General features: G+C 73.0%; 16 protein-coding genes. 12 read left to right on the forward strand and 4 right to left on the reverse strand.

From position 1 onward, the window contains the following. Positions 1–17: 17 nt before the first annotated feature. Positions 18–995 carry an ABC transporter substrate-binding protein gene (locus ACIRF8_RS23360; protein ID WP_404217372.1) on the reverse strand — a complete coding sequence of 326 codons (978 nt, stop codon included), beginning with the start codon at positions 993–995 and terminating at the stop codon, positions 18–20. Between the two features lie 576 nt (positions 996–1,571). On the opposite strand from ACIRF8_RS23360, the gene ACIRF8_RS23365 reads away from it, so the two are divergent. From ACIRF8_RS23365 to ACIRF8_RS23380, 4 genes are all read left to right on the forward strand, one after another. Continuing rightward, positions 1,572–2,795, forward strand: a complete 1,224-nt coding sequence (locus ACIRF8_RS23365) for an NADP-dependent malic enzyme (RefSeq protein WP_404217373.1) — start codon at positions 1,572–1,574, stop codon at positions 2,793–2,795. Positions 2,796–2,951: 156 nt separating this feature from the next. Next, positions 2,952–3,914: a zinc-binding dehydrogenase gene (locus ACIRF8_RS23370; RefSeq protein WP_404217374.1), complete on the forward strand. Its 963-nt coding sequence runs from the start codon at positions 2,952–2,954 to the stop codon at positions 3,912–3,914. 98 nt (positions 3,915–4,012) lie between these two features. Further along, positions 4,013–4,222 (forward strand): helix-turn-helix domain-containing protein, encoded by a 210-nt coding sequence (locus ACIRF8_RS23375; RefSeq protein WP_404217375.1) that lies wholly within the window; start codon positions 4,013–4,015, stop codon positions 4,220–4,222. Beyond that, positions 4,222–4,779: a Clp protease N-terminal domain-containing protein gene (locus tag ACIRF8_RS23380; RefSeq protein ID WP_404217539.1), complete on the forward strand. Its 558-nt coding sequence runs from the start codon at positions 4,222–4,224 to the stop codon at positions 4,777–4,779. The genes ACIRF8_RS23375 and ACIRF8_RS23380 overlap by 1 nt, the downstream gene beginning before the upstream one ends. 29 nt (positions 4,780–4,808) lie before the next feature. Here ACIRF8_RS23380 and ACIRF8_RS23385 read toward each other — a convergent pair whose 3' ends face one another. Together ACIRF8_RS23385 and ACIRF8_RS23390 are read right to left on the reverse strand one after the other, a co-directional pair. Further along, positions 4,809–5,879, reverse strand: coding sequence for a helix-turn-helix transcriptional regulator (locus tag ACIRF8_RS23385; RefSeq protein WP_404217376.1), 1,071 nt, complete (start codon positions 5,877–5,879; stop codon positions 4,809–4,811). 1 nt (position 5,880) lies between these two features. Beyond that, entirely contained in the window at positions 5,881–6,804 is a 924-nt protein-coding gene (locus ACIRF8_RS23390; protein ID WP_404217377.1) for a DUF4097 family beta strand repeat-containing protein, read from the reverse strand. A gap of 174 nt (positions 6,805–6,978) precedes the next feature. On the opposite strand from ACIRF8_RS23390, the gene ACIRF8_RS23395 reads away from it, so the two are divergent. Continuing rightward, positions 6,979–7,821, forward strand: coding sequence for a hypothetical protein (locus ACIRF8_RS23395; protein ID WP_404217378.1), 843 nt, complete (start codon positions 6,979–6,981; stop codon positions 7,819–7,821). Positions 7,822–7,884: 63 nt separating this feature from the next. Here the strand turns inward: ACIRF8_RS23395 and ACIRF8_RS23400 are convergent, their stop codons facing one another. Continuing rightward, positions 7,885–8,070: a DUF6104 family protein gene (locus tag ACIRF8_RS23400; RefSeq protein WP_404217380.1), complete on the reverse strand. Its 186-nt coding sequence runs from the start codon at positions 8,068–8,070 to the stop codon at positions 7,885–7,887. A 167-nt stretch (positions 8,071–8,237) separates the two neighbouring features. On the opposite strand from ACIRF8_RS23400, the gene ACIRF8_RS23405 reads away from it, so the two are divergent. The 7 genes from ACIRF8_RS23405 (at position 8,238) to fxsT (ending at position 19,850) form a co-directional block, all read left to right on the forward strand. Beyond that, positions 8,238–8,702, forward strand: coding sequence for a CU044_2847 family protein (locus ACIRF8_RS23405; protein WP_404217381.1), 465 nt, complete (start codon positions 8,238–8,240; stop codon positions 8,700–8,702). After that, a complete protein-coding gene (locus ACIRF8_RS23410) occupies positions 8,702–10,819 on the forward strand; it encodes a trypsin-like peptidase domain-containing protein (protein ID WP_404217382.1) in 2,118 nt (705 codons plus the stop codon). Before ACIRF8_RS23405 ends, ACIRF8_RS23410 begins: the two co-directional genes overlap by 1 nt. Positions 10,820–10,889: 70 nt before the next feature. Continuing rightward, positions 10,890–11,906 (forward strand): AAA family ATPase, encoded by a 1,017-nt coding sequence (locus ACIRF8_RS23415; protein ID WP_404217383.1) that lies wholly within the window; start codon positions 10,890–10,892, stop codon positions 11,904–11,906. A 5-nt stretch (positions 11,907–11,911) separates the two neighbouring features. Next, the gene (locus tag ACIRF8_RS23420; RefSeq protein ID WP_404217384.1) at positions 11,912–15,223 is read left to right on the forward strand and encodes an SAV_2336 N-terminal domain-related protein; all 3,312 of its coding nucleotides are present in this window, start codon (positions 11,912–11,914) and stop codon (positions 15,221–15,223) included. 82 nt (positions 15,224–15,305) lie between these two features. Continuing rightward, positions 15,306–15,497, forward strand: coding sequence for a YxD-tail cyclophane-containing RiPP peptide (locus ACIRF8_RS23425; RefSeq protein WP_404217385.1), 192 nt, complete (start codon positions 15,306–15,308; stop codon positions 15,495–15,497). Positions 15,498–15,520: 23 nt separating this feature from the next. After that, a complete protein-coding gene (locus tag ACIRF8_RS23430) occupies positions 15,521–16,747 on the forward strand; it encodes an FxsB family cyclophane-forming radical SAM/SPASM peptide maturase (protein WP_404217386.1) in 1,227 nt (408 codons plus the stop codon). A gap of 139 nt (positions 16,748–16,886) precedes the next feature. Next, positions 16,887–19,850, forward strand: a complete 2,964-nt coding sequence (fxsT, locus tag ACIRF8_RS23435) for an FxSxx-COOH system tetratricopeptide repeat protein (protein WP_404217387.1) — start codon at positions 16,887–16,889, stop codon at positions 19,848–19,850. The last annotated feature ends 56 nt before the right edge of the window (positions 19,851–19,906 follow it).

The raw sequence follows: 19,906 nt of genomic DNA on the forward strand, positions 1-19,906 counted from the left end.
AGGACAGGGGTGACGGGTCAGGAACCACCGTTGATCTTCGCTTCGGTGACGGCGCCGTCCTCGACGCCCCACTTCGCGATGATCTTCTTGTACTCGCCGTTCTTGATGATCGCGTCCAGGGCGGCCTTGAGGGCGTCCCGGAGCTGCGTGTTGTCCTTGGCGACGGCGATGCCGTAGGGGCCCGCCTCGACCTGGTCGCCGACGATCTCGAAGTACTTGCCGCCACCGGACTTCTTCACGGAGTACGCGGCGATCGGGTAGTCGGCGGAGACGACGTCGGCACCCTTGGAGCGCATCCGGGTCTCGGCCTCGGGGTTGGTCCCGAAGTCCTCGACCTTCAGGGCCTTCTTGCCGTCCTCCTTGCACTTCTTCGCCTGGTCCTTGGCGAGGTCCTGCGAGAAGGTCCCCGTCTGCACGGCGACCGTCTTGCCGCACAGGTCGTCCCAGGTCTTGATGCCCTGGTCGTCGCCCTTGTTGGTGTAGAGCGAGACGCCCGCGGTGAAGTAGTCGACGAAGTCGACACCCTTGCCGACCTTCTTGCCGGTGTCGCTGTCGATGCCTTCCTGACGGTCCTTGGTGTCCGTCATGGCCGACATGGCGATGTCGTAGCGCTTGGAGGCCAAGCCACCCACGAGGTCGGCGAACTTGCCGTTCTGGAAGTTGAACGTCACGCCGAGCTGCTTGCCGAGCGCCGCCGCGACATCGGGGTCGATACCGACCGCCTTGCCCGAGTCGTCCTTGAACTCGACGGGCGCGTACGCGATGTCGGAACCGACGTTGATGACGCCCTTGTCGCGTATCGAGGCAGGGAGCTTGGAGGCGAGCGGCGCCGACTTCGCGGAGGTCGAGCCCGAGGCGGAGTCGGAGTCCTTCGACTTCGTCTGGTCACCGCAGCCGGTCAGCAGCAGGGTGCCGGCGACCGCGATCGCGCCGACCGCTGCTATCCGGGACTTCGCGGAATTCGCGGTCGTGCGACGGGTGGTGCTTGCGGTCATGGTGGGGTCCTCCGGCGGGATGGGTGGAGTTGCCGTGTGGGGTCGCCTTGGCACACACCTTCGGGTGTCGCGACCTCGTGCGATCACGTGCGATGACGGCATCTTGCCATTCGGACGGGGCCCTCCAGGGGGTCGGCGATGTCAAAATCGGATAACAGGTGTGCCAAGACCCCCAACGCGACCGCCCATCACGGTGCATGGGGCCGCAGCATCTGCGGAGCCGCCGTCCGGCCACGGGAAAATCTCCGGCGAACTGTCCGCTGTCTCACCATTCGAGCCGACTTCCCGCGCGCTTCGACCAGGAGTCGACGACTTGTCCAGATATTCGGCTATGAGTCATGTCACCGGGCCGTGATCGATCACGTACGGGCTCGTCCGCAGCACTGTCCGTCGGGTAAGAAGGTTCTTTACACCCCTCATCCGGGGCTCAGGGCGCGCGTGCGGCGCGCCCGTCGTGTACGCGCCTGTGCGGCGGTCCCCCAACGGGGACCGACCGGTGCGTACGCGGTGCCCGCCCGCTCCTCAACCAGGAGTGGACACCCTCAACTGATGTTCAAGACCTAAGGGGTAAGACAAGTGGCAGCGGAGATCGTCAATCCTCGCAGCGACAGCAGTACCGGCGACGAGGGCGGCAGCGAGATCGCCGATCCCTTCGATCCGGCCTTCGCGCTGCACCGCGGCGGCAAGATGGCCGTGCAGGCCACCGTGCCGATCCGCGACAAGGACGACCTGTCCCTGGCGTACACGCCCGGCGTCGCGAAGGTGTGCAGCGCCATCGCCGAGCAGCCGGAACTCGTCCACGACTACACGTGGAAGTCGAGCGTCGTGGCCGTCGTCACCGACGGCACGGCCGTGCTCGGCCTCGGGGACATCGGCCCCGAGGCGTCCCTCCCGGTGATGGAGGGCAAGGCCATTCTCTTCAAGCAGTTCGGCGGGGTGGACGCGGTGCCGATCGCGCTCGCGACGACCGACGTGGACGAGATCGTCGACACCGTCGTGCGGCTCGCCCCCTCCTTCGGCGGTGTCAACCTGGAGGACATCTCCGCGCCGCGCTGCTTCGAGATCGAGCGCAGGCTCCAGGAGAAGCTCGACATCCCCGTCTTCCACGACGACCAGCACGGCACGGCCGTGGTGACGCTGGCCGCGCTCAAGAACGCCGCCCGGCTCAGCGGCCGCACGCTCGGCGAGCTGCGCGCGGTGATCTCCGGCGCCGGTGCGGCGGGGGTGGCGATCGCCAAGTTCCTCCTTGAGGCCGGGCTCGGGGACGTCGCGGTGACCGACCGCAAGGGCATCGTCAGCCGCGACCGCGAGGACCTCACCGCGGTCAAGCGCGAGCTGGCCGAGATCACGAACAAGGCGGGCCTGTCCGGTTCCCTGGAGGACGCCCTGGCCGGCGCCGACGTCTACATCGGTGTCTCCGGCGGTACGGTCCCCGAGGCCGCAGTCGCCTCGATGGCGCCGGGCGCCTTCGTCTTCGCGATGGCCAACCCGAACCCCGAGGTGCACCCCGACGTCGCCCACAAGTACGCGGCCGTGGTCGCGACCGGGCGCTCGGACTTCCCGAACCAGATCAACAACGTGCTGGCCTTCCCCGGGATCTTCGCGGGCGCCCTCCAGGTCCGTGCCTCGCGGATCACCGAGACGATGAAGATCGCCGCCGCCGAGGCGCTGGCCGCCGTGGTCGGCGACGAGCTGTCCGCGGAGTACGTCATCCCGTCGCCGTTCGACGAGCGGGTCGCCCCGGCGGTGACGGCGGCGGTGGCCGCGGCGGCGCGGGCCGAGGGTGTCGCGCGGCGCTGAACTGCGCGCGCGTCGTGCCGGTCATGGTGGGGGCTCCGTCTTCGGCGGGGCCTTTTCCATGGCCGGACGGTTCGTGCCGCCGCGTCCCTGGGCCGTAATCGGGGTCACAGCGCGGCACGGTTCCCCGGCCCCGGCGGGACGCCTATCGTCAAGGTCATGTTCGCCGCCTATGCCGCCCGAATCGACCGTGACCAGCCTTTGAGCGGACTGGAGTTGGGGGAGCGGCCCGCCCCCGAGGACCGGCCCGGCTGGACCACCGTGAACGTCAAGGCCGCCTCCCTCAACCACCACGACCTGTGGTCCCTGCGCGGGGTCGGGCTCGGCGAGGAGGCGCTGCCCATGATCCTGGGCTGCGATGCCGCCGGGATCGACCGCGACGGCAACGAGGTCGTGCTCCACTCCGTCATCGGACAGAGCGGCCACGGCGTCGGACCCCGCGAGGGCCGCTCCATCCTCACCGAGAAGTACCAGGGCACCTTCGCCGAACAGGTCACCGTGCCCGCGTGGAACGTCCTGCCCAAGCCGAAGGAGCTCTCCTTCGAAGAGGCCGCCTGCCTGCCCACCGCGTGGCTGACCGCGTACCGGATGCTGTTCACCAACGCCGGTGTGCGGCCCGGGGACTCGGTGCTCGTGCAAGGGGCGGGTGGCGGCGTCGCCACGGCCGCGATCGTCCTCGCCAAGGCGGCCGGACTACGCGTCTTCGCCACCAGCCGCGACGAGGCCAAGCGCAAGCGGGCGCTGGAACTGGGCGCGGTCGAGGCCGTGGAGGCGGGCGCACGGCTGCCGCAGCGGGTGGACGCCGTGATCGAGACGGTGGGCGCCGCGACGTGGTCGCACTCCGTCAAGTCCTTGAAGCCGGGTGGCACGTTGGTCATCTCGGGCGCGACCAGCGGGCCCAGCCCGAAGAGCGCCGAGCTGAACCGCATCTTCTTCCTGGAGCTGAAGGTCGTCGGCTCGACCATGGGCTCCAAGGACGAACTGGAGGACCTGTTGTCCTTCTGCGCCGCCACAGGGGTGCGACCCGTCATCGACGAGGTCCTGCCGCTCGACCGGGCGCGCGAGGGCTTCCAGAAGATGGCCGGTGGTGACCTGTTCGGGAAGGTCGTACTGACGGTGTGAGCCACCGTCGGTCCCGGGTTGAGGAAGGGGCGCTTCGGCGCCCCTTTTTCGTGTCAACTGTGGTTGACGGATCTCGGATGTCAACCTACATTGACATCATGACCGAGGCTACGGATCTCGCCGAGCAGGCAGGCGCCCGCGACCCGCGCGTAGGGCTGCGGTCGGTCGCCGCACTGCGTCGGCTGCTCGAACAACTGGAAGCGGTACAGGTGCGCAGTGCGCGCGATCAGGGCTGGTCGTGGCAGGAGATCGCGGCCGAACTGGGAGTCAGCCGACAGGCCGTGCACAAGAAGTACGGGAGGCGATGATGTTCGAGCGGTTCACCAAGGGCGCCCGCGACGTGGTCAAGGGCGCCGTCGCCCACGCGGAGCGCGAGCGCGCACCCTACGTCGACGAGGGGCACCTGCTCCTCGCCGTCCTCGACGCCCGCGGCACCCGGGGCTCCTTCGCCCTGGGCGCCCTCGGGATGGACGCCGAGGAGAAGCGGGGGGCCGTCGGCGAGGCACTGGTCACCGCCCGGCGCCGGGCGGGCCTGAGCCAGGCGGACGCGGAGGCCCTCGCCGGGCTCGGCATCGACGTGCACGAGGTCGTCGCGCGGGTCGAAGAGGTGCATGGCGTCGGCGCGTTGAGCGGTGGCCGCCGACTGGGCGGGCGGCGGCCCTTCGCCAAGGAGGCCAAGGGGGTGCTGGAGTCGTCCCTGAGGATGGCGCTGGCCCACCACGACCGCGCGATCGGCGACGAACACCTCCTTCTCGCCCTCGCGGCCCGACCCGGCATCGCATCCGAGGCCCTTGCCGGACACGGGGTCACCGTGCCGGCGGTGGAGCGGGTCCTGTACGGGGGCGGGGCGGCGGCAGCGGGCTGAGCGGTGTCCTGACCCGTCACCCCTTCGGCTCACCCCTTCGGCGTTCGCAACGCGGCCGTGATGCGGGCCGCGGCCTCCGACAGGTGGTGGCGGGCCGTGTGGAACTGCTCGCCGGAGACGCCGTGGTCGCGGGCCGTGTCGCGGATGTCGTCGCGGAACCGGTCCAGGAGGCGGTCCAGGTCCCGGGCCGGGTCGCCGGTGAAGTCCTCCGCCGCCCACGACGGCACGTACTCCGCGGCCATCGCGTCCGACGCCGGGCGGTACACGGGCTCCGCCGAGGCCGCGGGCTCCGACGGTGCGGCGTCGGACGGCGCCGGGGATTCCTTCGCCGGGCCGCTGCCGAAGTCCTTGCCGAACGTTCTGCCGAACTCGCCGAACTCCTTGGCCAGCTCGGACAGGCCCTCGCGCACGCCCGTCGGCCAGTCGCCCCGCGCGAAGTGGTCCTGCACCTGGTCCTGCACGCGCTTGGCCATCCGCTGCAATTCGTCCTGTGCCTGCGCCCGCACCCTGTCCTGCGTCTCCTTGGCCTGGCGGCGCGCCCGCTGGGCCTCCTCGCGGGCCCGGCGGCTCTCGTCCTTCGCGCGCCGCGCCTGCTCCTTCCACTCCTGCTTCGCGCGCCGCAGCTCCTCCTTGGCGGTGCGCCAGGACTCCCCGTCGGTGAAGTCCTTCAGGTCGCTCAGGTCCGGCCCCGGGCCACCGCGGGCGCGGGCGCCCCGGGCCTGGGACGTGGCCGCTCGCACCTCGCGCCGCAGGTCGCCGGCGGCCCCGCGCACGTCGTCCCGGATCTCGGCGGCCAGCTCGGCCACCGACTCACGGATCTCCAGCTCCAGGTCGGCCAGTTCGCCGCTGCGGTCGGCCAGCTCGGCCCGGCCCGCGTCGGTGATCGCGTACACCTTGCGGCCGCCCTCGGTCGTGTGGGTGACGAGGCCCTCGGACTCCAGCTTGGCCAGGCGCGGGTAGACGGTGCCCGCCGACGGCGCGTACAGCCCCTGGAAACGCTCCTCCAGGAGGCGGATCACCTCATAGCCGTGGCGCGGTGCCTCGTCGAGCAGCTTGAGGAGGTAGAGGCGCAGACGGCCGTGGGCGAAGACGGGAGGCATGTCAGAGCACCTTCTTGTCGGTGGGGGCGGTCGGGGCGGAGCCGTCGGAGCCGTCGGAGCCGTCGGGGCCACCCGGGTCGTCGGCGGGGTCGTCGGCGGGGGCGGCGGCGCCCTCGTCCTCGCCGGGCGGCCTGCGGAGCAGGGCTATGGAACCGGTGACCGTGGTCGCCTTCAGGGTGCCGGTGCCCGCGCCGAGTCGGCCGGTGATCTTGTGTGCGCCCCACTGTCCGGAGACCCGCAACCCGTCGAAGGCGTTGGAGACCGCGCCGCTCGCCGTGTTCGCCTCGACCCGCGCGTCCACCGGGTGCGGGATGCGGATGGCGATTTCGCCGGAGACGCTCGTCAGGCTCACGTCCGTGGGTCCCGCCGGGTCGAGGTCCACGACCATCGAGCCGCTGACGGTCTCCGCCTTCACGAACGAGCCCGAACCCTCGACGACCGTCAGATCACCCGAGACGGAGTTGAACCTGAGGTCGCCGGTGACCGCCTGGGCCTCGACGCTGCCCGAGACCGTGCTGGTGCGCACCGGGCCCGTGACGCCGACCAGCGTCGTGTCGCCGGTGACGCCCTTCACCTCCGTGTGCCCCTCCATGCCGGAGACGACGGCGCCCGCGCCCACCACGCCGAGCTCCACCCTGGTGTGGCTCGGTACCGCGAGCGAGACGACCGCATTGCGGTGCCGGCCCTTGGGGTCGAGCCACTTCAGGAAGCCCTTCCAGGGCAGGTCGTCGTAGGCGACGGCGAGCGTGCCGTCCTTCTGGGTGACCCGCAGGGGCGGCCCCTCGATCTCCGAGATCTCCAGACGGGCGGAACCCTCGTCGGTGCCCACCACGTTCACCGTTCCGTTGACGATTCGTACGTGCAGGGCCGTCACCGGCTCGTCGAAGGCGAGCTTCTGCGGCTCCGCGACGGACCACTCGGACATGGTGCGACCTCCTCCGGAGCGAACGCGCCATATCGCGTCCTCTCCACAACACGATATATCGCGGTTACGGAAAGTCAAGACTGGCGCGGGAACCCGCGGCACCCACCTGTCACCCGCCCACACCGCGGTGGTCATGTGTGGTCCAATTCGGGCGAATTGCCCTAGCGTGGGGTCATGCCGTCCCCTCGATCCGCCGGTGCGCTGCTGCTCTGCCGCGCCGAGCCCGCCGTCGTCGGCCCCGCCGCCCAGCTCCTGCGTGAGCGGATGCTGCTCGCCCCGGCCGGGGACGAGTGGAGCGTCCTCGTACCGGAGGGCAAGCCGTGGTCGGCCACGGCGGACGGCGGTGGGGACCCCGTCGACCTGGTCCTCGGCGGCTGGGCCGGAGCGCTGGCCGTCGGCGCGCCCTGGCCGGTGCTGGCCCTGTGGTGGGATTCCGACCGCAGCGGATTCACCCTCGCCTCGGGGTTCCGCCGCCCCGTCGGCTACGTCTGGCTGGCGAACGGCACCCCGGTCGGCGAGGACGAGGCCATGCGTACCTTCGCCGCCCGCCTCGGGCTCGACCCGGTGCTCGACATGCAGGCCCTGGAGATGCTGGCCAGGCCCGACAGCGCGGCCGACGCCCGGGCCCGGATGCGCGGCCTGCTCGCGGTCCTCGCCCGCACCGGCCTCACCCTGCCCCCGGGCCTCGCGCCCGGCGAACCGGCCGACCGCCTGTGCGAGGCCGCCCGGGTCAGCGGCCACGCCGAGACGGTCGAGTGGCCGGGCTGGCGGGACGCCGTCCACGCCGAGCTCGACGTCGTGGAGAACACCGGCCTCGGCCCCTGGATGCGCGGCCCCAAGGGGCGCTTCCTGGCCACCGCCCAACTCGTGTCCGGGGTACCGCTCACCGTGCACGGCCTGCGGCGGCGTAGCGGCGGCTGGCTCACGGCGGGCGCCCTGCTGCTCGTGCACGGGGCGCTCGGATTCGCGTACGACCGGATGCGCGCGGCGCGCGACGGGAACGCCCCGGGGGCCTGACGACGGTCGGCGATCCCGGCGAGGGGGCAAGCGATGGTCCGGGAAGGGGCGGCCGGCGAGGTGCTACTCCGTGTCGTCGTCCTCGTCGTCCAGTCGCGCCAGCCACGTGGCGAGGCGTTCCACCGGCACCTCGAAGTCCGGGTTCAGGTCGACGAACGTGCGGAGCTGTTCGGCGAGCCACTCGAAGGTGACCTCTTCCTCGCCGCGCCGCTTCTCCAGCTCTTCGATGCCGCGGTCGGTGAAGTACATGCGTTGCTCCGTGGGGCTTGTGGTCGCGCTTTCCCAGCAAGGATAGGAGAGACGGCAGAGCTCCGAAGGCCCTCGCTCCCTCGGTCCCGGCCAGCTAGCCTGGGTGATCCATCAATGCCTATGGGGCGTACGCGCGTTGGTGCGCCGCGGGGACGGGGGAGCGCGTCATGGGGGACGGGATACGCCCGATCCGGTTGCCGGACGGTACGGAAGTGTGGGTGCGGGCCTCTCGCCTGGAGGGGGTCGCGGGCGCCGCCGAGGACACCGACCTCTACGAGGACGTCGGTCTCTGGGAGACCGTGACCACCAAGGTCGAGGGGCTGAAGCAGACCGTGGAGGGTGTCGCGCGCTCGGTGCGGGACGCCACCGCGGAGGCTGCTCCCGACGAGACGGCGGTCACCTTCGGCATCGAGGTCAGTGCCAAGCCGGGGCGGGCCGTCGCGGTCCTCGCCGACGGTGAGGCCAAGGCCAATCTGTCGATCACCTTGACGTGGCGCCATGCGGAGCGGCGGGCCGCCACGCGCGCGGGGGCCGCGTCCACCGCGGACGCCGATGCCACGGAAACCTCAAACACCCCGAACGCCCCACAGGCCCCAGATGACCCAGGGGGCGCGGACCGGGCCACCGTCTGATGCCGCTGACGGAGCGGGGTCCGCTGTGGCAGTTGGTCGAGGAGGCGACGGTGGGGCTCGGGCCGCCCCCGGGCGCGGCCCGAGAGCGGCGCACCGCCCTGTGGGGCAGCGGCTTCTGCGTGGCGCCCGGCTGGGTGCTCACCTGCGCCCACGTCCTGATCGACGGGATGGGCCGACGTCGCCCGACCGGGCACGACGGTGCCGACGAGCCGGACGTGGGCGTGTACATCGACGGCGAGATCCTGCCGGGCCGTCTCGCGTACTGCATGCCGACACCGCGCGGCTCCGTGCCGAGAGGAGCGGGTGAGGGCGAGACGTTCGTGTCCGCCGTCGAGGGCATCGTCCCCGATGTCGCGCTGGTCGCGCTGGACCGGCCGGTGGGGCGCGAGCGCTGCGTGTGGCTCACGGACCGGCCGCCGGGGGAGTTCGGCGGCGACGGCGGGGGCGGCGGCGGTGGCATCGTCGGCCGGTTCGCCACGCGCCCCGACGACGGCGGTTTCTGTGTCCCCGAGCGTTTCACCTGCGGCCATGGCAGCACGCGGGGCAACCGGATCAAGTTCGAGCTCGGCGTCGACATGCGGCCGGGCACCTCGGGCGGCCCCCTCGTCGACCTGGAGCGCGGCGAGGTCGTCGGCATCGTGAAGGCCCGTTTCAGGGACGGCGGCTCGGGTCTGGCCGTCGCCGTCAGCGCCCTGCGTGACCTGTCCCCGCAGGCCCACCTGCCCGGCGCCCCCGACCTCGGTGACGACCCGTACCGGGAGCTGATGAAGCGGCACGACGCCTGGCACTGGCAGCGGCAGCACCCGGAGAGCGACGACGGCGAGCCGACATGGGTCGACGTGCAGCGGGAGCTGCCCCGGCGGCGCAGTACCTGGGAGGTCCTGGACCGGCTCAACGCGCTGCACCGGCTCGGCGGTGTGCCGGGACCGAGCGGCCCCGCCGTCGTGCGCCAGCTCGCCGAGGAGGCTCTCGGGCAGTCGCTCGGCCACACCGTCCAGCCCGTCAGTTGGCGCGACGGCCACGGCATGCTGCACGGCTTCGGCGGCCACGACGACCTCGCCGTGCACCTGAGGTACCTGTCGCTCGTCGTCCGCTGGGTCACCGCGCACGCCGACGGCAAGGACGCCACGGACAGCGCCGCGGAACTCTACGACTCCGTGATGAAGCGGGGCCAGGCGCTGCACGCCAAGGAGCGGGCCCTGCTCGGCAGCCTGCGCCCGCGCCCGCGCGCGGTGCTCCTGGAGTTCGACCACGCGCCGCCGCCCGCCTACCCGGAAGCGGGCGAGGAGGAGACCAGGACGTTCACCTGGTCCGTCTTCAAGGGGTACGACGACGGGCGCTGGGAGCTGGCGGTGCCGCCGCCCGCCGAGGGCCGCCCCTTCGAGCAGGCCAGGCAGGCCGCGCTCGACGCGCTCGCCGAGGTCCTCGCGGCGGCCGACGCGGCGCGGCCCGCCGACGATCCCGTACCGCTCGAAGTGGCGCTGCCTGGAACCGAGTTCGCCGCGACCGTCGCCGACTGGGAGGTGCGCGAGGACCCGCGTCCCAGCGCGCCGCGCGGCCCCGTCGGCATCGACCGGCCGGTGGTGATCCGCGACATCGAGCGGCGCGGTCAGTCGCTCGACCGGGACAGCGCCGCCGTCTTCGCGGAGCGGTGGCGCGAGCGCTGGCGGGGACTCGACGCGGCGCCCCGGCTGAGGCCGTTGCGCCCGGCGGGTCCGCCGGTCCCGCTGCGCCGCCCGGCGCTCCTGGGCGCCCCGCACGGGTCGGTCCCGGTGCTGTGCCAGGAGGTGGGTACCGGGCTCGGCAAGGAAGCGGTCCAGCGGACGGTCGGCCTCGGCTATCCGGTCGCCCTGTGGCGCGCGGGCGGGCACGGCGCGCGGGACGACTGCGGCGACGTCTGCGAGGCGTTCCACGCGGGTGTGGACGGGCTTCTCGGCCGGGCGGGCGGGGCGGTGCGCACCTTGCCGGGCCGGTTGTGGCGGTTGCGGACCGAGCATGCCGACTCGGGCGCGGCCGAGGCCACCTGGGTGTCAGACGTGATCTTGTTCTACGACGATCCGAACCACCCTCTGCCCCAGGCCGCGGAGAAACCTCTCGCGCCCCCGGGGTGCCGGTGAGTCCGGAAAACGTCGTGCGTGGGCCGGGCCCCCGGTACGTTGTTGGCAGCCTGTCGAGGAGGGGGTCGACATGAGCGAGTGGCTGATCTACCGGGGCGCCGGAGCCCCGCACGACGAGATCCAGCGCCTGCCCCCGCCGCCGCCCTGGCGCGATTTCGACGGTGGCCCCGTGCTGGACTCGCCCGGCCGCCTCGACAGCGCCTCGGTGCGCAGACTCGGGGTGCGCAGCCGACAGGCCCAGATGCACCGGCCGGGCACCGAGGAACGCGAACTGGTCAACGCGGCGCTGTACCTGCGCAGGCCCCTGCTCGTCACCGGACAGCCCGGCAGCGGCAAGAGCACCATCGCGCACTCGGTCGCGTACGAGCTGAAGCTGGGCCGGGTCCTGAGCTGGCCGGTGGTCAGCCGCAGCACCCTGCGCGACGGCCTCTACCAGTACGACGCCATCGGCCGCCTCCAGGATCTCCAGATCCGCGGCGCGCTCGGCGAGGACGCCGCCGCCGGGATCGCCGACATCGGCCGGTACATCCGGCTCGGCCCGCTCGGCACGGCCCTCCTCGCGTACGACCGGCCGCGCGTGCTGCTCGTCGACGAGCTGGACAAGAGCGACATCGACCTCCCCAACGACCTGTTGAACGTCCTGGAGGAGGGCGAGTTCGCCATCCCCGAGCTGGAGCGGATCGCCGATGTCGCGCCCGTGGTCGAGGTGCTGACCGACGACGGCACGCGCGTCCCGGTGCGGGGCGGCCGGGTACGCTGCCGGGCCTTTCCCTTCATCGTGCTGACCAGCAACGGCGAGCGGGAGTTCCCGGCCCCGCTGCGCAGGCGCTGCATCCAACTGGAGATGGCCGCGCCGGACGCGGAGCGGCTCGCCGGAATGGTCCGCGCCCACTTCGGGGAGGGCGCCGACCTGGCGTACGCCTCCCTCATCGAACAGTTCCTCGACCGGGACCCCGGGGACGTGCTGGCCGTGGACCAGCTCCTGAACGCCATCCACCTGGTGCAGCGCACCGGTTGGGGCGAGGACAGCCCCGCCCGCGCCCGCCTGTCCGCCGAGCTGATGCACCCGCTCGACCGGACCCGGTGAGGGGGGTGCGGAAGAAGGACGCCCCCGACCCCCTCACCCGTCTCGTCCGCACCCTCGCCGCGGCCGACGACCCGCTCGACAGCCGCCAGGTGGCCGACGCGCTCTGGCTGGCCCGGTGGACGAAGCGCCCCGGCGACGGTGCCCCACCGGAAGCGGCTCCTCCGTCGACGCCCGGGGAGCGTACGGATCCGGCCAAAACCCGTTCGCCGGGAACCGATTCACCTGACGAGCCGGATGAGCCGGAGGGGGCCGGTGAGGCGAGCGAGTCGGGCGCGCGCGGCCAGACGGGCGGAACCGGTGACGCGCGCACCGGATCCGAGGCCGCTCCCGACCCCTCGGCCGCCCGGGACACCGACCGTTCCGAGAGCGGTGCCCTCGACTTCGCCGCCCCCTCCCGGCGGCTGCGGCTGCCCACCGCCCCCGGCCTGCCGTCGCTGCCCGCGCTGCGCCGCTCGCTGCGCGCGTTGCGGGCGTACCGGCCCGCCGGTTCGGCGGTGCTCAGCGAGCTCGACGAGGTGGCGACGGCCGAGCTCACCGCGACCACCGCCCTGGTGAGCCCCGTACGGCGTCCGGTGCGCCGCCGCACCGCCGACCTGTACCTGCTCATGGACGGCGCCCCGGCCATGGCCGTGTGGGAGGGCCTGCTGGACGAGTTGCGACGCGCCTTCGTCCAGGTCGGCGCGTTCCGCGATGTCGTCGTGCAGTACCTGCACCCGCTCGGCGACGGCCTCGGCACCACCGCGCAACCCGGACGCGGCCATGTCCTGCGCCCGGCGCAGGAGCTGGCGGACCCCTCGGGCCGCCGGGTCCATCTGCTGCTCAGCGACTGCACCGGGCCCCTGTGGCGCGACGGCACCTTCCAGCGGCTGCTGCGGGACTGGGCGGGCAGCACTCCGCTCGCCGTGGTGCAGCCGCTGCCCCGCAGGTTCTGGCAGCGGACCGCGCTGCCGGCCGTCGCGGGCGTGCTGACGCGCAGGGCCGGTCCCTACCGCGCCCTGGAGTTCGGCCCCCTGCACCGGGGCGCGGCCGACCGGTCAGTGCCGCATGTACCCGTCCTCACCCCGACGCCCGCCGCGCTCAGCACCTGGGCGCGGCTCGTGTCGGCCGAGGGCGGACTGCGACTGCGCGGCGCCGCGGCACCCCTGAACGACGTCCCGGACACCGACCGGACCCCACCCGCCGAACCGGACGACGACGAGGCGCGGCGGCTGGTCGAGGAGTTCGACGAAGCCGCCTCGCCGCTCGCCCGCGACCTGGCGGTACAGCTCTCCGCCGCACCCCTGTCCCTGCCCGTCATGCGCCTCGTCCAGCAGACGATGCAGCCCGACAGCGGCCCCGGCGAACTGGCCGAGGTGCTGCTCGGCGGCCTCGTCACGGAACAGCCCCCGGTCACGGGTCCCGGCCGGGAGCAGGCGGCCCGCTCCGGCCCCTGGTTCGACTTCAGACCGCGGGTACGGGCGTTGCTGCTGCGACGGCTCAGCGCCGGTGAGGCAGCCCTCGTCCTCAAGCACTGCGCCCTCTACATCGAGCGCACCTTCGGCCGCGACGCCCGCAACTACCCGGCCGTCGTCGTCGCCTATCTCGAAGGCACAGGACGCCGCCCCGCGCACGGCACCGGCAGCGTCCCCGAACCCTTCGTCGCCGTGTCCGACCTGGTGCTGCGCCACTTCGAGCAGCGCCTGGGCGCGCTGCCGGGCGCGGCCCCGCGCGTCCCGCACCCGCTCGGCGACGCCATCGGCCGTCTCGACCGCTACGAGGCCAAGGGCAGCCCCGACGATCTGCTGGAGGCGCTCCGGCTGCTGCGCGTACCAGGAGCCCGCGCGCACCCCGGCTGGAGCGGCCTGTACGCGCGGGCGCTGCTGCACGCCTGGCAGGAGTGGCGTGACCCGCGACAGCTCGCGGAGGCCGAGGAGGTGGCCCGGGGCGAGGTCGAGACGCTGGCCCGGCACCCCGCGCCCGACGCCGAGGCGCTCGGGGCGGCCCGCCTCGCCCTGGCCCGGGTGCTGCGGGCGGGCGGCGAGGAGCAGGTCGCCGAGGCGGCCAGGCGCCGGGGGCCGGAGGCCGATGTGGAGCGGGCGGCGGGCGAGAGGCGCGTACAGGAGGCCATGACGCAGCTCGAAGCGGCGGTGGAGCAGCGCGGGCTGTCCCCGGCCACGCTCCTGGCCTGCGCGCTCCTCCATACGGCCGTCGTCAACCGCAGGCTGGGCCGCTCGCCCGACGCCGACCTGGAACCGCTCGACCTCAGCATCGAACTGCTCGGCCGTCTCACGGAGCACTGGCCGGTCGCCCGGCCGCCCGCCGAACTCTGGTACGCCCTGGGCAGGGCGCTCCTGCGGCGCGCCCAACTCGCCCCTGCCGACGGCCCTGAGCAGCGGGCACTGGCCGGCCGGGCCGCTTCGGCCCTGGAATCAGGGGTACGCAGGACAGGGGGCGTGAGCCGCACGGACGTACCACCTGCGCGCGCGCTGTTCGATCTTGCCGAGGCACATGCGCTCAGCGATGAGCCGTTCCGTTCTCCCGCGGAGGGGGAAGCCTTGAAGCGGGCCTCCGCCGCGGCGCGTGCCGAAGGTGATAGGGAGTTGGAGGCCGCGGCGCGAGGGAGGCTGTCCGTATGGCTGTGGAAACGTGACCGAGCGGAACTCGAGACGGCCGAGGCGGAGATGAAGAGGGCACTGAGTCTGTTACGACCGGGCGATCCACAGCGAGCCGAACTCCTGGTCTCCTACGGCCAGATGCTCCTCGACTCGCGGGGCGACGCACGGGACGGCGCGCAGGGGGCACCCGAGCGCGGCGACGACACGAACACGGTGTCCGAAGCGGTGCACAGCCTGCGGGAGGCCGTCGCCGACACCGCGCCCAGCCACCCCTCCGCCGCCGAACGACGGCTCCTCCTCGCCCGCGCCCTGCGCAGACGCTACGGCTCCGAGGAGATGGTCGCCGACCTGTACGAGGCGTGCTGGACGCTGGAGCTGGCACTGAGGGACACCGAGGGGCCGGCCCTGCGCGCCGCGGCCTGGCTCGAACTGGGCGGGCTGCACCGGATGCTGGCCCAGCACACGCGCGAGCGCGAGGAGTGGGTGCGCGCCGACGAGGCGTACGGCCGCGCCGTGCAGGAGGCCGAGGCGGCACGCGATCCGCGGACCGCCGCGCGTGCGCTGCACGGGCGCGGTGAGGTCCTGGAGCTGCTGGCGGGACCGGCCCGCGCGCTGGCGCTGTACCGGGCGGCGCGCGAGCGCTGGAGCCGGACCCCGGCGGCCGACCCCGACGAGGTGCGGCGCACGGATGACCGGATCCGACGGCTGGACGGCACCCAGTGACTCGCACGGGTTTCCGGGCGGGAGCGAGGGGGCATGCCCGGTTAGTTGACTGCCCCGAGGAGGCGATGTGCAGACCCCGGCCGTGAGCGCGCCCAGTGAGACCCTGCCCGACCTCGCGGGGCTGGATCTGGCGGAGCTGCGGGACCGGAGCGACCACCCCGTGCTCGGGGCGGTCCTCGACGGGCTGATCGAGCGGCCGCGTACGCCGGGGCGGGCCGTGGCCGTGTACTCGGACGGTGCCGACGTCACCGACAACTTCGGGGGCCCGGGGTGAGCGCAGGCGGCCCGGAGGCGGACGTGACGGACGTTCTCGCCGCCTGGCCGCTACGGGACCTGGACGTCCCCGGGCTGCGCCGGTCCGGGGTGCGGCCGGTCCCGTTCCGGCAGTTCGTGCTCAAGGTGCACAGCCGCTGCAACCTCGCCTGTACGTACTGCTACGTCTACGAGGGCGCGGACAGTTCCTGGCGGGACCGCCCCGCACGCGTCTCCGACGCCCTCATGCGACGCACCGCGCAGCGGATCGGCGAGCACGCGCGCACCCACCGGCTCACCGCCGTACGGATCGACCTGCACGGCGGCGAACCCCTGCTGGGCGGCGCCGCCCCGCTGGTGCGCTATGTGACGGCGGTGCGCGACGCCGTGCCCCCCGGCTGCACCGTCGAGGCCGGGGTGCAGACCAACGGCACGCTGCTGACCGCCGGGGCGCTCGCCGAGCTCGCCGCCGCCGGCATCAAGGTCGGCCTCAGCCTCGACGGCGGTCGCGCGCCGCACAACCGGCTCAGGGCGGACCACGGGGGACGCCCGGCCTGGCCCACGGCCCTGCGCGCGGCCCGGCTGCTCGCCCGCCACCCCGACAGCTACGCGGGCATCCTGTGCACGATCGACCTCGCCAACGACCCCGTGGACGTGGTGAGTTCCCTCCTCGCGCTGCGCCCGCCCGGCCTCGACCTGCTGCTGCCCCACGCCACCTGGAGCGCTCCGCCGCCGGGCGTCGCCGCCGCCGACCCGCGCACCCTGCGCTTCCCGCACCGCCGCCCCACGCCGTACGGCGACTGGCTCGCCAGGGCCTTCGACCGCTGGTGGGACCATCGCGGCGACGCCGTACGCATCCGGATCTTCGCCGAGATCATCGCGCTGCTCCTCGGCCAGCCCAGCAACACCGAGGTCGTCGGCCTCTCGCCGGTCGCCGCCGTCGTGGTCGACACCGACGGGTCGATCGAGCAGGTCGACTCGTTGAAGACGGCCTACGAGGGCGCCCCCGCCACCGGCCTCGACGTGTACCGCAACACCTTCGACGAGGCGCTCGACCACCCGGGCATAGCCGCCCGCCAACTGGGCCGGGGCGCCCTGGGAGCGCAATGCCGCCGCTGCCCGCTCGTGGAGGTGTGCGGCGGCGGCAACTACGCGCACCGCTACCTCGCCCCCAGCGGGTTCCGCCATCCCACGGTGCACTGCGCCGACATGGCCCGGCTGATACGCCACGTCGCCGGCCGCCTCACGGCCGAGATCGGCACCTCGCCGTAGCCATTCCGGCCGAATACGGTCGGCCCCCGACGCTTCGTCAGTTCTGCCGGCCGACCATGAACTACCGTGCCAGCAGCCCCCGATTCACCGTGTACGCCCGACGTTCGCAGGACAGTTCGCAGGACAGGGAGACGGTCGTATGGCCGAGTTCATCACCATCAGCCACGCGGGTTCCAGCCGTCCCTGGGCGGCGTGGATCGCACATCAGTTGGAGCGGCAGGGGATCAGCACCGCGATGCTGCGCTGGGACCCGGCGGTGGAGACATCCCTCGTCGACGCCCTGACCGGGCTGCTCGACTCGCCCGGCCGCGTCCTGCTCGTCCTCGACGACTGGTACTTCGGCCTCGGCCCGCGCCCCATGGCGGAGTGGTCGGAGGCGCTGCGCGAGGTGGTCTCCGCCCACGCCGACCGGTTCGCCGCGGTCAACATCGCCACGGGCGCGCTGCCCGCCGCCTCCGCCGCCCTCGCCCCGGTCACCCTGCTCAGTCTCGACGCCCGCGAGGCGAGCCGCCGACTGCTGCGCAGGCTGGGCATCGACCGGCCGCACACCGTCACCGGCGACGACGACGGCGGCCCCCGCTTCCCCAACGACGACCAGGTGCAGTGGAACGTACCCCCGCGCAACGAGCGCTTCACCGGCCGCGACGAGATCCTGGAGCGCATCCACACGGTCCTCGCCGACAGCGGTGAGGGCGAGCGCTGTGTCCTGCGCGGTATCTCGGGCGTCGGCAAGACCCAGATCGCCCGCGAGTACGCCTACCGCTTCCGCAACGAGTACGACATCGTCTGGCAGGTCAACTCCGGCTACCCGGGCACCGCGCGCGAGCAGCTCGCCGAACTCGCCACCCGGCTCGACCTGCCCGCGGGCCGCGAGACCGGTGACCGTATCCGAGCCGTCCAGGGCACCCTGCGCAGCGGGCGCCCCTACCGCAACTGGCTGCTGGTCTTCGACGGCGCCGACAACGTCGAGGGCATCGAGAACCTGCTGCCCGACGGCCCAGGACACGTCCTCATCACCACTCTCACCCGGGACTGGGCGGCCTACGGCAGGACCCGGGAGATCGAGGTCCAGCCGTTCACCCGGCGGGAGAGCGTCGCCTTCGCCTGCCGCCGCGCGCCCCGCCTCACCCCCGCACAGGCCGACGCCCTCGCCGGGGCCGTGCAGGACCTCCCGCTCCTCGTCAACCAGACCGCCGCCTGGCTCGCCATCAACGAGACCATGCCGGTGGAGACGTACATCGAGAGCATCCGCAGCGGCCGGCCCAACGAGTTCGGGCTCAGCTTCGCCGACGACGACTACAAGAAGAGCGTGTGGACGAGCTGGTCGCTCACGCAGAACATGCTGCGCGAGAAGCACCCCGACGCCTCCGAACTCCTCAAGATCTTCGGCTTCTTCTCGCCCGACGCGATCCCCGTCGGCCTGATCCAGTCGGCCCGGCCCAACGACCTGCCCGCGCACCTGGAGACCCTGACCGCCGACCCGATCGGCTGGCACACCAACCTGCGCCGCCTGAACGAGGCGACCGCCGTGATGCGCATGGACTACCCGGCCGCCGACACCAGCGTCGACCAGGGTGTCGAGAGCGTCCAGATGCACCACCTGTACCACAGCTACCTGCGCACCGGCATGCCGGAGGCGGAGCGCGAACAGGCCGCCGCCGCGGCCTGCCGCGTCCTGGTCAGCGCCTCACCCCGCAACCCCAACGACACCCGGCTGTGGGAGCGGTACGCGCAGATCATCCCGCACCTCGACCACGCGGGGGCCTTCGACAGCGGCGACCCGGACGTGCAGGGACTCATCCTCGACTGCATCGACTACCTGCGCGTACGCGGCGAGTACTCGGCCGGGCTCGAACTGATCCAGAAGGCGCTGCCCCGCTGGCAGCAGCGCTTCCGGCCGACCGACCGCAACCTGCTGCTGCTCGACTACTACCACGCGATCATGCTGCGCCGGGTCGGACGCTACCGGGAGGCCGAGGCCGCGGGCCGCAACTCCGTCGCCCTGCTGGAGGAACACGCGCCCGACAGCAACGAACTCCTGCTCGCCAAGCAGGGTCTGGGCGGCTCCCTGTGGGCGCTCGCCGCCTACGAGGAGGCCCGTGACCTCTTCAAGGAGGTGTGGGAGGCATACCGGGGACTGCTCGGCGAACAGCACCCGCGCACGCTCGACCAGCAGCACAACTACGCCGCCGTCCTCGCCCAGTTGGGCCGTTACGAGGAATCCCTCGCCATCGACCTCGGCGTGCTGCAGATCCGCGAGCGCATCCTCAAACTCCGCCACCCCGCCACCCTGGAGAGCGGCACCGTCTGCGCCAGCCTCATGCGCTGGCTCGGCCGGTACGCGGAGGCGCTGTCGCGCCAGGAGCAGAACGTGCGGGTCCACCGCCAGATCATGGACCTGCACCACCCCCAGACGCTGCGCGCCGAGCACAACCTCGCCCTGTGCCTGCGCCGCTCCGGCGACTACCAGCAGGCCGAGACGCTGATGCGGACCGTGCTCGCCCGCTCCGAGCAGGTGCACGGCCCCGATCACCCCGACACCCTCGCCGTACTGGCCGACTACGCGACCTTGCAGCGCTCGCACGGCGACCCCGGCCGGGCGCGGGAGCTGGCGGAGCGCGCCGTGTCCGGGCATGTCACCCTGCTCGGCGACGGCCACCCGTTCTCCGCCGGCGTCCTCGGCAACCTCGCCCTCGCCCTCGCCGAGTTCGACGACCGCGACGAGGCCCTGCACATGTCGGAGCGGTCCCTGTCCCGCATGCGCGCGGCCGTCGGCGACCGGCACCCCTGGACCCTCGGCTGCTCCCTCAACACCTCGGGCGCCCGAGCCCTCGCGGGCGACGTGGACGGCGCGGCCGAGCTCAGCCTCACCGCCGCCGAGACCGCCGAGGAAGTGCTCGGCGCACGGCATCCGCTGACCCTGTCGAGCTGGGCCGCCCACGCCACCGACCTGCGCCTGCTGCGCCGCGGCAAGGAGGCGGGCGAGCGGGAGCAGGAGGTCCTGCGCGCCCTCGCCGACACCCTGGGCGACCAGCACCCGCACACGGTCGCCGTCCGCCGCCGGTTCCGGCCCTACTGGGACTTCGAGCCGCAGCCGGTGTAGGCGCGCGGCGCGCTCGCCCCTGCGGACACGGAAGGGCCCGGCACCTCACAGGTGCC

This window comes from Streptomyces sp. NPDC102406 (genome assembly GCF_044765725.1).
GTDB lineage: Bacteria > Actinomycetota > Actinomycetes > Streptomycetales > Streptomycetaceae > Streptomyces.

Coding starts and splice junctions, on each gene's coding strand:
- ACIRF8_RS23360 (WP_404217372.1), bottom strand. CDS start 995: ATGACCGCAAGCACCACCCGTCGCACGACCGCGAATTCCGCGAAGTCC.
- ACIRF8_RS23370 (WP_404217374.1), top strand. CDS start 2,952: ATGTTCGCCGCCTATGCCGCCCGAATCGACCGTGACCAGCCTTTGAGC.
- ACIRF8_RS23375 (WP_404217375.1), top strand. CDS start 4,013: ATGACCGAGGCTACGGATCTCGCCGAGCAGGCAGGCGCCCGCGACCCG.
- ACIRF8_RS23380 (WP_404217539.1), top strand. CDS start 4,222: ATGTTCGAGCGGTTCACCAAGGGCGCCCGCGACGTGGTCAAGGGCGCC.
- ACIRF8_RS23385 (WP_404217376.1), bottom strand. CDS start 5,879: ATGCCTCCCGTCTTCGCCCACGGCCGTCTGCGCCTCTACCTCCTCAAG.
- ACIRF8_RS23390 (WP_404217377.1), bottom strand. CDS start 6,804: ATGTCCGAGTGGTCCGTCGCGGAGCCGCAGAAGCTCGCCTTCGACGAG.
- ACIRF8_RS23395 (WP_404217378.1), top strand. CDS start 6,979: ATGCCGTCCCCTCGATCCGCCGGTGCGCTGCTGCTCTGCCGCGCCGAG.
- ACIRF8_RS23400 (WP_404217380.1), bottom strand. CDS start 8,070: ATGTACTTCACCGACCGCGGCATCGAAGAGCTGGAGAAGCGGCGCGGC.
- ACIRF8_RS23405 (WP_404217381.1), top strand. CDS start 8,238: ATGGGGGACGGGATACGCCCGATCCGGTTGCCGGACGGTACGGAAGTG.
- ACIRF8_RS23410 (WP_404217382.1), top strand. CDS start 8,702: ATGCCGCTGACGGAGCGGGGTCCGCTGTGGCAGTTGGTCGAGGAGGCG.
- ACIRF8_RS23415 (WP_404217383.1), top strand. CDS start 10,890: ATGAGCGAGTGGCTGATCTACCGGGGCGCCGGAGCCCCGCACGACGAG.
- fxsT (WP_404217387.1), top strand. CDS start 16,887: ATGGCCGAGTTCATCACCATCAGCCACGCGGGTTCCAGCCGTCCCTGG.